This window comes from Pseudomonas tritici, assembly GCF_014268275.3.
Classification (GTDB): domain Bacteria; phylum Pseudomonadota; class Gammaproteobacteria; order Pseudomonadales; family Pseudomonadaceae; genus Aquipseudomonas; species Aquipseudomonas tritici.
Genome location: NZ_CP077084.1, coordinates 5543903 through 5556321, shown reverse-complemented (window position 1 = coordinate 5556321; position 12419 = coordinate 5543903). Strand labels below are relative to the sequence as shown.

Genomic DNA, 12419 nt, shown 5'->3' with positions numbered 1-12419 from the left:
GGCCATTGCGCCGGGTTTTTTGTAGCTCGCGACGCTGGGCTTGAGTATTTTGTCAGTTGCGTAGCGTTATTCCCTCAATCTACTAGATTTGTATTTGGCCATTGGGGCCATCTTGAGGGGGGATCAGCTATGCGCAAAACCGCATTTGTTTTCCTAGCGACTACGACTGTTTACGGTTGCCACACAGTTACAACGCCTACGCCTGATGCGCTGAATTCTTATCGTGGCGTTTCTACCGATAACAAAAATTTTATCGCCGCTTGGGATGATCTAAATACGGCCGCCTCGTTCTGCAGAAAAGTCCACAATAATTATGAGGCTCGATCCAAGAATGCTGAGGAAGCAAAGCTTGCGATTGGTGCAACCGGAGGTGTTTTTGGTTTCGCCGGAGCGATGCTTGTTGCGGCGGGCACTGGAGGCGCCGCTGGTGGAATATTCGCTGGTTTGGCGGGCGTTGCCAGTACCGTGCTGGGCACCGCTGAGACAGGTCCGCTCGGGACGGCAGGATTTGTTGCTCAGAAAGAAAGCATCGCGAGTATGGTCCAAAAGGCCTCTGCAGAAGCAGAAGCGTTGTCAGTTGATCAACACGCGAAGATATATGGCATCGCAAATGGCCTCAGGAATTCTTGTTTCGCTGCTGAAAAGCCAGAAACTAAGATTTGAGTAGATAGGCCTACATCGGCCTTGTTCCAGTGCAAGCGCCCCGTCATCGTGCGGGGCTTTTTCGTTTTTGGCTCTACCACACCCGTTGCTCCGAGCTGGGCGTAGTGGGGCTGATCTAATTCAAGGCTCGCCATATTGGCGGGCCTTTTCTGTTCCTGGAGTTCAGTCATGCAAGTACGTGTACTTGATGAAAGTGGTGAAGTGATCTGGTCTCAAGGCGAAAAAAGCGGCATGACATTTCTGTCGCACCGCGAAGACGGAACAATTCAGCGGATAATTGCCGCCCTTGAGTCAGCTCTGGTTGAGGCCGGTGACGAGTCCTTGCGGCCAATCAGTGAATCGTCAACTCCTTGTTGATGTTGGCCATCACTAGTTGGTAGATGCCTGGGCTTTTCAAAAAAGGGTGCCATTGCTGTGGCCCCCTGAACTTCACATAACTCCCAGATTTCCAGATCAGCACGACCGCGCCCCTTAGCCCCGCCGATGAAGCGGCAATCTGAAATGCCTCCATCGCATCAGCCTGTTGCCCGTCAGTCTTGCTATTGAAGGATGAGTCGAGCGGGATGATGATCATGTCATTCCCCTGCTCATGGATATGCGCAACTTTAAACTTTGCCATTTTTGCTCCTTCGGTTACTGGTACTGCCTCCATGACAGCCACTCGAAAGTAGCACATGGCCATCCGCCCGCCACTGAGTGGGCTTTTTTATTCATGCTCCCCTAAAGGGAGGACTGCCGGATGTCCCTGAACATGCCTGAGAAAAACCCTGACTTCTGGGCCCAGGTCTGGCTAGTCCTCTCCAATCCGCTGTGGCAGGGCGCAATCATGGCCTTCACGATCACGCTGTTGCGCGTGCTGTACGACGCCAAAGAGCCGAACTACTGGCGCACCTTGTTCGAGGCGCTGCTCTGTGGGGCCTTGAGCCTGTCAGCAAGCAGCATCATCGAATGGGTGGAGTGGCCGCCCAGTCTTTCAGTGGCCGCCGGTGGCGCCATTGGCTTCATCGGTGTGACGGCGATCCGTGACCTGATCATCCGGTTCCTGGGCAGAAAGGCGGATTCGGCATGAAGGCAATCGCTGCAGGAATCATCATTGCGCTGGTCGGGCTGCTGCTCGTTGGAATCCAGCAGCTACGGGTCGAGGATCTACGAGACGAAAAGCTCGTTGAGACCCAGGCCAAGGATGAAGCCATCAAGGCCAACACTGAGAGCCAGGCCACCATCACCACCCTGCGCGCTGAAGCAAAGCGCAATGCCGAATACCAGGCCGATCTGGCAAAGCGCCTCAGGGCCAGCCAGGACAAAGCAAAAAAGGCGGAGAAGAACTTTGAAGACCTCAAGCGCAACAGCAAGCCTGTTCGTGATTGGGCTGCTCAGCCTCTGCCTGACGGCCTGCGCGGCAAAGCCGGTGGTAGTGACAAAGACCCAGGCCGTAAGGCTGGAAGCCCCTGAATTGATCCCGTGCGAACGGGTTGATGCGGATGCAGTCGACCTTCGCCTGAATGGCGATGTGTGGGAGCTGAAGGACAGGGCAATCAACCTGCTCGACACGTGTGCTGACCAGGTAGACGCCCAGATCAAACGCAGCCAGAGCAAGTGACCACTGATGCCACTAAGACCACAGAAGCCTTGCAGTGCTCAAGGGTGCAGGGCGCTCACCCGCAACCCTCGCTACTGCGATGAGCACGCCGATCTCGCGAAGGCAGCAGCTGCCAAGGTGGCTGACAAGAAGCGTGAGAGCAGTAGTCAGCGAGGCTATGGCTACAAGTGGCAGCAGGCGAGCAAGGGATTCCTAGCCCGCCATCCGTTGTGTGCTGAGCATGATCGGCGAGGCGAGGTGGTCGCGGCCACTGATGTCGACCACGTCACCCCACACAAGGGCGACATGGTGCTTTTCTGGGATCGAAACAACTGGCAGTCGCTGTGCCACAGCTGCCACAGCACGAAAACAGCGTCTGAAGACGGTGGTTGGGGCAATCCAAGCAGAAAATCGTGCAAAATGCAGTGTAAATAGCTCAAATGAGACTGGTTCTCATTTGTGGGTGGGGGGAGGGTCAAAAGTCCACACCTTTTGCCTTCTAGACCGTCCGCCCAATCGTTTTCTTACACCCGCGAAATTAAAAATTCAGGAGTTGCGCGATGGGAGGCACCGCCACGGTCGCCGGCCGTGGTCGCAAACCCAAGCCAACGGCCAAAAAAGCACTCGCCGGAAATCCTGGCAAGCGCGCGCTGAATACAGCCGAGCCGCAGTTTTCCAAGATCACCCAGATCGACCCGCCGGAGTGGTTCACCCCTCGGGCCGCCACCATGTGGAACATGATTGTCCCAGAGCTGCTGCGCGAGAACGTGGTGGCGATCACTGATCTGCACAACGTCGAGGCCTTCTGTAGCGCCTACGACAACTGGCGGCTTGCCCAGGAATCAATCCAGCAGCATGGCATCGTCGTTACCGGTGCCACCGGCGGGCCGATGAAGAACCCCGCACTTACCGCCGCGAACGAAACGATGCGCCAGATGGTGACTTTCGGTTCGATGCTGGGCCTGGACCCGGCCAGTCGCACGAGACTGATCGGCGGCAATAAGGAGAAAGAAACCAACGAATTTGCCAACCTGCTGAGAACCTGATGACCAAATCTGCCCACCCCAACGTCGACAAGGCGATGGCGTGGGCAAGGTCCGTGCTTCGAGGGAAGGTGCCGGCGTGCCGATATATCCACCAGGCAATTCAGCGTCACTTCGACGACATGGCTGCCAGCCGCAAGCGTGGGTACCGCTTCAAGTTCGATCCGGCCAAGGCCGAGAAGAAACTGAAACTGATCCAGCTGCTGCCCCATACCAAGGGTGAATGGGCGTTCAAGCGACAGCTCATCACGTTAGAGCCATGGCAGCTTTTTGGCATGGCCGTCACCTTCGGCTGGGTCAAGAAGAAGGGTGGTCATCGCCGGTTCCGCGAAAGCTACTGGGAAGTGCCACGCAAGAACGGCAAATCGGTCATCGCCGCCGGCGTGGGCATCAGCATGTTTGTGGCCGATGGTGAGTTCGGCGCCGAAGTCTACGCCGGCGCGACCACAGAGAAACAAGCGTGGGAAGTGTTCCGCCCGGCCAAGCTGATGGTGAGCAAGTCGCCCATGCTGATCCAAGCCGCGGGCATCGAGGTCAACGCCTCGAACATGAACATCCCGTCCGACTTCAGCCGCTTCGAGCCGCTGATTGGCGACCCCGGAGATGGTGCTTCGCCCAGTTGCGCAATCGTCGACGAATACCATGAACACCGCACCTCTGCCCAGTACGACACCATGCTGACCGGCATGGGGGCCAGGCGGCAACCGCTGATGTTCATCATCACCACCTCCGGCGACGATATCGAAGGCCCGTGCTACGACAAGCGCCGCCAGGTCGTTGAGATGCTGGCCGGAACGGTTCCAGACGAAGAGTTGTTCGGCTGGATCTGGACGCTCGACGAGGGCGACGACTGGACCGATCCGAAGATGCTGGCCAAGGCCAACCCGAACCACGGCGTCTCGGTGTTTCAGGAGTACTTAGAAAGTCAGCAGGCCAGGGCCATCCGATCTGCGCGCTTTGCAAACACGTTCAAAACGAAGCACCTCAACCTATGGGTGAGCGCAAAATCCGGGTTCTTCAACATGGAGGACTGGAAATCCTGCGAAGACACCACGCTCACCCTGGAACAGTTCGAGGGGCAAGAGTGGATCGCAGGGTTCGACCTGGCACGTAAGCTGGACATGAACTCGCGGGCGCGACTTTTCTGGCGGGCTATAGATGGAAAGACCCACTACTACAGTGTGGCCCCTAAGTTCTGGGTGCCCTATGACACCGCCTACGACAGCGACAACAAGCGTATGTCGGAACGCTTTCAGGCCTGGATCAATTCCAAGCATTTGGAGATAACCGACGGCGCCGAGATCGACTATCGCGAGATCCTCGAAGATACCAAGGAAGCCAATCACCAGGCCCCAGTTCGCGAGTGTCCTATCGACCCTCACGGCGCGACCGGCCTGAGCCACGACCTTGATGATGAAGGCTTCAACCCGATAACGATCACACAGAACTACACCAACATGTCGGACCCCATGAAGGAACTGGAGGCCGCCATTACTGCTGGCCGCTTCCACCATGATGGCAATCCGATCATGACCTGGTGCGTAGCCAACGTGATCGGCAAAAACATGCCGGGCAACGATGACATCGTTCGCCCCATCAAGCAGGGCGATGACAACAAGATCGACGGCGCCGTTGCGCTGATCATGGCCATAGGTAGGGTGCTGGCAAACGCTGGCGAGCCTGATACCAGCGGCTTCTACGAAAATCCAATCATGGTAGGCATTTAATGGCGCGCGAAAAGAAGCCTGGGCGGGTCAGGTCGGCCCTGCAGAGCTGGCTCGGCGTGCCCGTAGGCCTGAACGATAAGGCGTTCTGGCAAGAATGGTTCGGGACTTCCGCAAGCGGCCAGGTTGTCACGGTCGACAAGGCGCTGCAGCTATCGGCTGTGTGGTCGTGCGTGCGGTTGCTGTCGGAGACAGTTTCCACTCTGCCGCTGCGTTTATATGAGCGTGGCCCGGACGGCGGTCGTATCGCCGCCACTAGCCATCCGCTCTACGACATCCTCACGAAACGTCCGAACGCAGAAATGACGCCGGGTCGCTTCATGCTAATGGTGGTGGCAAGCATCTGCCTGCGCGGCAACGCCTTCGTCGAGAAGAAGCGCATCGGTACGCGGATCGTTGCGCTGAACCCGTTGCTTCCACAGCTTATGACCGTCAAGCGCTTGGATAGCGGGCGTCTGGAGTACAAATACACGCAGGACGGTAAGCCCAGGGTTATTGCCGAAGATGACCTGATGCACATTCGCGGGTTCGGGCTGGATGGTGTCTGCGGCATGCTGCCGGTATCCACGGGCAAAGAGATCATGGGGGCTGCGATTTCAGCCGAAGAGGCGGCCGCCAAGGTTTTCGCCCAGGGCATGCAGGCATCGGGGATATTGAGCAGCGACACCGCTCTCAAGCCCGAGCAGCGCGAGCAGCTTCGAGCCAGTCTGCAGGCTTTCATGGGCTCTAAGAACGCCGGCAAGATCATGGTGGCCGAGGCAGGGTTGAAGTACCAGGGCATCACCATGAACCCCGAGGCGGCTCAGATGCTTGAGTCCCGAGCCTATGGCATTGAGGAGGTTTGCCGGTGGTTTCGGGTGCCCCCGTTCATGGTCGGGCATATGGACAAGCAGAGCAGCTGGGCATCCAGCGTTGAGGGCCAGAACCTCCAGTTCCTAACCAACTGCCTCCGGCCCCTGCTGGAAAATATTGAGCAGGAAATCGGCCGGTGCCTGCTGGACCGCGATGATCGCTATTTCGCCGAGTTCGCCGTCGAAGGCCTGCTCCGCGCCGACAGCCAGGGCAGGGCCAGCTACTACAACATCTGCTTGCAGAATGGATGGATGAGCCGCAATGAGGTCCGTCGTCTGGAGAACCTACCGCCGATTCCCGGTGGCGACGTGTACACCGTGCAATCGAACCTGTTGCCCATCGAGCAGCTTGGCCAGGGGGCGGACAGCGGCGAAAGGGTCAGGTCTGCACTGTCCGACTGGCTAAACCCAACTGAAAAAGGCCGTTCTACCGGCAGCTCTGGAGAATAACCCATGACAATTCGTAGCCTACCGGCAGCTCCGGTGGGTCGCCCGTGCGCGGGTGTTTCCTTCGATCTGATGCCGCAGGCAATGGAGCGTTGGAACTCGACCATCCAGGCTGCTGATGGCGATGCCAAGAACACCATTTCCATGCTCGATGCGATCGGCTTCGATCCTTGGTCCGGTGAAGGCGTTACCGCCAAGCGGATCTCGGCCGCGCTGCGCAGCATGGACGGCGCTGACGTGACGGTGAACATGAACTCCCCAGGCGGGGACATGTTCGAGGGCCTGGCGATCTACAACATTCTCCGGGAGTACAAGGGCCATGTGACGGTGAAGGTGCTCGGCCTAGCCGCCTCTGCTGCCTCAATCATCGCCATGGCCGCCGACGACCTACAGGTCGCGCGCTCTGGTTTCCTAATGATCCACAACGGCTGGACCATCGCCGCCGGAAACCGTCACCAGTTCCGCGAAGTGGCCGACATGATGGAGCCGTTCGACGCGGCCATGGGCGATATCTACGCAGCCCGCACCGGCGGCGACCTCAAGGCTATGCAGGCCCTGATGGATGCCGAGACCTGGATCGGTGGATCCGCGGCGGTGGACCAGGGTTTTGCTGATTCACTGCTTGATTCCGATTCGATCAAGGAGGGCGGGAAGACTCAGGCAAGCCTGGTAGCCGCCCGAAAACTTGATCTGCTGCTTGCCAAGCAGGGCATGCCCCGCAGTGAGCGCAGATCCCTGATTCAAGAAATCAAGTCTGGCACGCCTTGCGCTGCCGGGCCCGGTACGCAAGACGCTGCCGACACGCTGGCCAATCTGGCCGAACCGATAGCCGATCTGGAACGAGCTCTCGCTCGTTTCTCGGCAGCCGCTACCAAATAAAGGAAATTCAATATGTCCGAACAAGCCCAACTGCTTGCGAAAATGAGTGCCGAGCTGGAAAAGGCTTCCAGCGAATTCAGCGCCAAGGCCGAATCAGCCTTGGGCGAGGCCAAGAAGGCCGGCACCTTGTCCGCAGAAACCAAGGCTGTCGTCGATGAGATGGCTCTGAAGTTCAACACCCTTACCGAAGCTGAGAAACAGCTCAAGGCCCAGCTCGGCGAACTGGAGCAGGAGTTCGCCCGAATTCCTACCCAGGCCGCTGCCGCTCAACGCGAAACCCTCGGCGGCACCGTCATCAAAAGCGAAGCTCTGGCCGAGTTCGCAAAGAGCATTCAAGGCAACCGCCGCGTAAGCGTGCCGGTACACGCTGCTTTGCTCAGCACTGGTGTTGCTGAAGGCGTAGTAGAGCCACAGCGCCTGCCAGGTATCGACGTGATGCCGAAGCAGCGACTGTTCATCCGTGATCTGATCGCACCGGGGCGTACCACTTCCCCGGCGATCTTCTGGGTGCAACAGACCGGCTTTACCAACGCCGCACGCGTTGTCGCTGAAAACACCCAGAAACCGTACAGCGACATCCAGTTCAACACCAAGATCACGCCGGTCACCACCATCGCGCACATGTTCAAGGCGTCGAAGCAAATCCTGGATGACTTCGCCCAGCTGCAATCGACCATCGATGCAGAAATGCGCTACGGCCTGAAATACGCCGAAGAGTCGGAGATCTTGTTCGGCGATGGCACTGGTGTGCACCTGCACGGGATCGTTCCGCAGGCCGAAGCTTATTCGGCAGCATTCGAGCCTGACGCGATGACTCAGATCGACCAGCTGCGCCTGGCCATGCTCCAGTCGCAACTGGCACGCTTGCCAGCCAGCGGTCACGTACTCCACTTCACCGACTGGGCGAAGATCGAGCTGACCAAGGACACCCTGGGTCGCTACATCATCGGCAACCCGCTGAGCCTCGCTGGTCCCACTCTGTGGGGCTTGCCAGTTGTCGCGACCGAACTGGCAGCGTTCCTGGGCAAGTTCCTGACCGGTGCCTTCCAAACTGGCGCACAGATCTTCGACCGCGAGGACGCCAACGTGGTGATCTCCACCGAAAACGCCGACGACTTCGAGAAGAACATGATCTCGATCCGTTGCGAGGAGCGTCTGGCGCTGGCTGTTAAGCGTCCGGAAGCGTTCATCTACGGCACCTTCGCCACTCCAACCCCTTGATATAGCGGGGCCGCCCAAGCGGCGGCCCTTCGGAGGTCGAAATGAAATTGAAGACCCTCAAGCCGCTGTATCTTGGCGGCAGAACTTTGGTTGAAGGCACCTCGTTTTTAACCAGTGAGCAGCACGGCCGGCAGTTGCTGCAGAAAGGCTATGCCGAGCCGGACGAAAGCAAGGATGAGGCTTCGGTCGACCTTACCGAAACCGAGTCTGAGTCCAAACCGCTGACTACCACCGGCGCGCCAGCGGCGACCAAGACCGCACCCAAGGCAAAGGCCGCCGATAAGAAAAAGGCTGACTGAGCATGAGCGTGATCGATATTAATTTGGCGATGAAACACCTGCGAGCGGAGTCCGAAGACTTGTTTGACGTTCAGTCGAAACTCGATTCAGCGGAAGATGCAGCCGCGCAATTTCTGAACCGCCGAATCTATGTTGACGATGCTTCGCTTGCAGCCGCGACGGCCACTGTCGTTGGGCTCCGGTCACAATATCGCTTGAACCTCGGCGCGGCGTTACAGGCCGCTGCTGTGATCGAGAATTACGAAGATCGCTGCATGGCTGAGCTGGATGCACGTTCTCAGCATGAAGAGTCGTTGCGCGCTGCCGCGATGATTTCGCGCGGGATCGTGCTAAATAAATCAATCACTGCCGCTTGCCTTCTGACTCTGGGGCACTTGTGGGCGAATCGAGAAGATGCGGTGACGGGTATTAACACTTCCTCGGTCATCGAATTACCCCACGGATCCCGCTCTTTGTTGGTTCCATATCGGGTGGCACTGGGGGTCTAGATGGCGTACAGAGAGATTGGTGCGGGCGAGCTAAACAAGCACGTTACGCTCCGGCGTCGCGACGACGTTCCTGCCGAAGACATGGGGCTGGATTCCCTGTTCTCTGAAGCCAACCCGCGCTGGGCGAAGATCGAACCAGTCGGTTCGGCGGTTTACACCGACAGCGCTCAGACGGAAAACAAAATCACGCACCGTATATTCCTGCGCTTTCGAACAGGAATCACGACCGCTTACGAGGTGGTTCACAAGGACACCCTTTATCGCGTGAAACGTGGTTTCGATATGAACGGCCGCGGGCGGTTCGTCGTGCTCGAGGTGGAGGAGCTCGGGCTGTTGAAGCCTGGCGGGGGTATCTATGTCTAACTCGGCCTCGGTTGAGGGTTACCTGCACGTCGAAGGCTTCGATAACTTCGAGCGTGATGCCTTCGACAAGCGAAAGATCCGCGCCGGGATGCGCAAGGTCGGGTTGCTGATCGCTCAGCGCGCCCAGATGAATCTGGTGCTGGGCAAGGGCCAGGACGGCTATCCCGTGAACCGCACTGGGGCGACCGTCGAGTCGGTGAAATTCAAGGTTTCCCGCGCTGGTTTTTTGGTGCGTATCTCCCCGACCAAAACTTCGGCAATGGAAGAGTTCTATCCGGCCTATCTGCACTACGGCGTGAAGAGGGGGCGCAAGCTCGGAAAGCTTGCACCCGGCGCAGGTAAAGGGAGGTCGAACCGCCGAGCCGCCGGCGTACGGGCAGCTGCTGTTGCTGAGCGTGCCGCGGGTGAATGGCGCATCAAGCCGCGTGACAACTACATGGCCGACGCCTTGCAGGACTCTGCATCGCAAGTCCAATCCATCCTTTCCGCTGCCTTCGCCGCTGCCCTGGGTTGATCGCAACAACACCGGACAAACACATGAAGCTGAACCCGCTTGTCGCGCACTTGCGGCTGGCTTGCCCATCCTTTGATGGTCGGGTGGCTGGCGGCATTGACTGGGACGCGGTCGTCGAGAGCGCGCAGTTGGCTTTGCCGGCTGCTTACGTGATCGCAACCGCCGACGCTGCGACCCCGACCAAAGCGCAAAACATGATCATTCAGGACATCACTGATCAGTTCAACGTGGTGATCGTGCTGGATACGACTGACGAGCGCGGCCAGGCTGCCAATGACCTGCTGCACGATATCCGTGCCGAGTTGTGGCGCGCCTTGCTCGGCTACATCCCGTCACCGGAATACACGCCCATCGAGTATGGCAAGGGCGCGCTGCTGCACATCAGCCGGGCCCGGGTGGTTTACCAGTTCACCTTCTTCTCCGAATTCCAGGTTGGGCGCAATCGTCCTGACCAGCCGGCCGAGACCTGGCAAGAGCTCGAGCTCGACGGGCTCACCGGGTTTACCGGTGTGGACTTCAAAATGGACTGCATCGACCCTGCGGATCCAAACCTGCAATCACCCGGCCCGGATGGGCGTATCGAAGCGCATTTCTCAGGAGACGTAACACCATGACCAAGCGCATCACTGTGGTGCCGGCCAAAGGCCGCTCTGTGCCCGATCCGGAGGCTGGCGACCTGTTGCCTGTTGAAGGCCGGGACGTACCCGACAACGTCTGGTGGCGCCGCCGCCAAGCTGACGGCGACGTCAAGTTGAAAGATGTTGAACCCACTACCACCAAAGCTGCAGTCGCGGCGAAAACCGAGGTGGCCAAATAATGCCTATCGGATTCAGCAACATCCCGGCCGATATCCGTGTCCCGCTGTTCTATGCGGAAATGGATAACTCGGCAGCAAACAGCGCCTCGTCGGCCATGCGCCGGCTGATCGTCGGCCAGGTAAACGACAGCGCCGTCGGCGAAAGTATCGGTAAGCTGGTGCTGGTTACCAGTCTGGCCCTGGCTAAGGAAATTGGCGGTCAGGGCTCCATGCTCGCCGCAATGTACGAGGCCTGGCGCAAGACCGACCCGATCGGCGAGATCTGGTGCCTGCCGCTGCAAAACGAAACCGGTGAGGTTGCTTCTGCGACTATCACCATTACCGGCACGTCCACCGAGGCCGGCCTGCTGAACCTGTATGTCGGCGGCGTGCGAGTGCAATCCGTGGTGCCGTCTGCCGCAACACCGACGGCTGCGGCCGCCGCCCTGGCTGTCAAGATCAATGCCTCACCAGATCTTCCAGTGACAGCGGTCGCAGCGGCGGGCGTGGTTACTTTGACCTGCAAGTGGACCGGCGAAAGCGGTAACGACATCAGCATCGCGCTTAATCGCCTTGGCAAGTCCAATGGCGAAATGACGCCGGCCGGTATGACCGTTGCGGTTACGCAAATGACCGCGGGCGTCGGCACGCCCGACCAGGTTGATGCAATCGCCGCACTGGGTGATGAACCTTTCGAGTTCCTGTGCCAGCCCTGGACCGACACGACGTCGCTGAATGCCTGGAAGGAAGCGATGGACGACAACGTCGGTCGCTGGAGTTGGGCCAAGCAGCTGTTCGGGCACGTCTACAGCGCGAAGCGCGGAACGATCGGTACTTTGGTCGCTGCCGGCCAGGTGCGTAACGATCAGCACATGACCATCCAGGCAGTGGAAGTTGGTGTACCTCAGCCAGTGTGGGTGCAGGCTGCAGCTTTGGCCGCGCGTACCGCCGTCTTCATCTCGGCCGATGCCAGCCGTCCAACCCAAAGCGGCAGCATGCCAGGCCTTGATCCGGCCCCTGCGAGTGACCGTTTCACACTGACCGAGCGTCAGTCGCTGCTGAACTACGGCTTGGCCACGGCGTACTACGAGGGCGGTTACGTGCGCATTCAGCGCTCGATCACCACCTATCAGAAGAACGCCTACGGCCAGGCGGATAACTCCTACCTGGACAGCGAGACCATGCACCAGTCGGCGTACATTATCCGCCGCATGCAAAGCGTCATCACCAGCAAGTACGGCCGCCACAAGCTGGCCAACGACGGCACCCGCTTCGGCGCAGGCCAGCCGATTGTCACGCCGAGCACCATTCGCGGGGAGCTGATTGCCCAGTACGCGAAGCTCGAGCTGGAAGGTCACGTCGAGAACGCTGATCTGTTCGCTGAGCACCTGGTGGTGGAGCGTGATACCCAGGACCCGAGCCGGGTCAACGTGTTGTTCCCGCCGGACTACATCAACGGTCTGCGCATCTTCGCGATGCTCAACCAATTCCGTCTTCAGTACGACGCCGCGGCGTAACGCTGACCCTGATCACCCCGCCCGCCTTGAGCGGG

The 12419-nt window shown here is 58.9% G+C and carries 19 protein-coding genes; 18 read left to right on the top strand and 1 reads right to left on the bottom strand.

The features are described 5' to 3' along the window. The first annotated feature begins 129 nt into the window (after positions 1-129). The gene (locus HU722_RS25400) at positions 130-663 is read left to right on the top strand and encodes a hypothetical protein (RefSeq protein WP_186753081.1); all 534 of its coding nucleotides are present in this window, start codon (positions 130-132) and stop codon (positions 661-663) included. A 168-nt stretch (positions 664-831) separates the two neighbouring features. Next, a complete protein-coding gene (locus tag HU722_RS25395; protein WP_186753082.1) occupies positions 832-1020 on the top strand; it encodes an Rrf2 family transcriptional regulator in 189 nt (62 codons plus the stop codon). Here the strand turns inward: HU722_RS25395 and HU722_RS25390 are convergent. Further along, a complete protein-coding gene (locus tag HU722_RS25390) occupies positions 995-1282 on the bottom strand; it encodes a hypothetical protein (protein ID WP_186753083.1) in 288 nt (95 codons plus the stop codon). The genes HU722_RS25395 and HU722_RS25390 overlap by 26 nt on opposite strands. 132 nt (positions 1283-1414) lie before the next feature. Here HU722_RS25390 and HU722_RS25385 point away from each other — a divergent pair, with 132 nt between their 5' ends. The 16 genes from HU722_RS25385 (at position 1415) to HU722_RS25310 (ending at position 12384) form a co-directional block, all read left to right on the top strand. Further along, positions 1415-1732, top strand: a complete 318-nt coding sequence (locus tag HU722_RS25385) for a phage holin, lambda family (RefSeq protein WP_186753114.1) — start codon at positions 1415-1417, stop codon at positions 1730-1732. Further along, positions 1729-2115: a hypothetical protein gene (locus HU722_RS25380; protein ID WP_186753084.1), complete on the top strand. Its 387-nt coding sequence runs from the start codon at positions 1729-1731 to the stop codon at positions 2113-2115. The genes HU722_RS25385 and HU722_RS25380 overlap by 4 nt, the downstream gene beginning before the upstream one ends. Before the next feature lies 1 nt (position 2116). Next, a complete protein-coding gene (locus tag HU722_RS25375; protein WP_186753085.1) occupies positions 2117-2263 on the top strand; it encodes a hypothetical protein in 147 nt (48 codons plus the stop codon). A gap of 6 nt (positions 2264-2269) precedes the next feature. Continuing rightward, positions 2270-2677 carry an HNH endonuclease gene (locus tag HU722_RS25370; RefSeq protein ID WP_186753086.1) on the top strand — a complete coding sequence of 136 codons (408 nt, stop codon included), beginning with the start codon at positions 2270-2272 and terminating at the stop codon, positions 2675-2677. 125 nt (positions 2678-2802) lie between these two features. Then, positions 2803-3288, top strand: coding sequence for a phage terminase small subunit P27 family (locus HU722_RS25365; protein WP_032903595.1), 486 nt, complete (start codon positions 2803-2805; stop codon positions 3286-3288). Continuing rightward, positions 3288-5012, top strand: a complete 1725-nt coding sequence (locus tag HU722_RS25360) for a terminase large subunit (RefSeq protein WP_186753087.1) — start codon at positions 3288-3290, stop codon at positions 5010-5012. Before HU722_RS25365 ends, HU722_RS25360 begins: the two co-directional genes overlap by 1 nt. Beyond that, positions 5012-6310, top strand: a complete 1299-nt coding sequence (locus HU722_RS25355; protein ID WP_186753088.1) for a phage portal protein — start codon at positions 5012-5014, stop codon at positions 6308-6310. The genes HU722_RS25360 and HU722_RS25355 overlap by 1 nt, the downstream gene beginning before the upstream one ends. Before the next feature lie 3 nt (positions 6311-6313). Next, positions 6314-7186: a head maturation protease, ClpP-related gene (locus HU722_RS25350; RefSeq protein ID WP_186753089.1), complete on the top strand. Its 873-nt coding sequence runs from the start codon at positions 6314-6316 to the stop codon at positions 7184-7186. Between the two features lie 12 nt (positions 7187-7198). Then, positions 7199-8407, top strand: a complete 1209-nt coding sequence (locus tag HU722_RS25345; protein WP_186753090.1) for a phage major capsid protein — start codon at positions 7199-7201, stop codon at positions 8405-8407. Positions 8408-8448: 41 nt separating this feature from the next. Next, positions 8449-8706, top strand: coding sequence for a DUF7210 family protein (locus tag HU722_RS25340; RefSeq protein ID WP_186753091.1), 258 nt, complete (start codon positions 8449-8451; stop codon positions 8704-8706). Positions 8707-8708: 2 nt separating this feature from the next. After that, positions 8709-9194, top strand: coding sequence for a head-tail connector protein (locus HU722_RS25335; RefSeq protein ID WP_186753092.1), 486 nt, complete (start codon positions 8709-8711; stop codon positions 9192-9194). Beyond that, the gene (locus tag HU722_RS25330) at positions 9195-9557 is read left to right on the top strand and encodes a phage head closure protein (RefSeq protein WP_034112024.1); all 363 of its coding nucleotides are present in this window, start codon (positions 9195-9197) and stop codon (positions 9555-9557) included. Then, complete coding sequence (locus tag HU722_RS25325) at positions 9550-10071, top strand: hypothetical protein (protein ID WP_186753093.1); 522 nt, start codon at positions 9550-9552, stop codon at positions 10069-10071. The genes HU722_RS25330 and HU722_RS25325 overlap by 8 nt, the downstream gene beginning before the upstream one ends. A 23-nt stretch (positions 10072-10094) precedes the next feature. Then, positions 10095-10685, top strand: a complete 591-nt coding sequence (locus tag HU722_RS25320; protein WP_186753115.1) for a phage tail terminator protein — start codon at positions 10095-10097, stop codon at positions 10683-10685. After that, positions 10682-10888 (top strand): DUF2635 domain-containing protein, encoded by a 207-nt coding sequence (locus HU722_RS25315; RefSeq protein WP_065948813.1) that lies wholly within the window; start codon positions 10682-10684, stop codon positions 10886-10888. The genes HU722_RS25320 and HU722_RS25315 overlap by 4 nt, the downstream gene beginning before the upstream one ends. After that, complete coding sequence (locus HU722_RS25310) at positions 10888-12384, top strand: phage tail sheath subtilisin-like domain-containing protein (protein ID WP_186753094.1); 1497 nt, start codon at positions 10888-10890, stop codon at positions 12382-12384. The genes HU722_RS25315 and HU722_RS25310 overlap by 1 nt, the downstream gene beginning before the upstream one ends. The last annotated feature ends 35 nt before the right edge of the window (positions 12385-12419 follow it).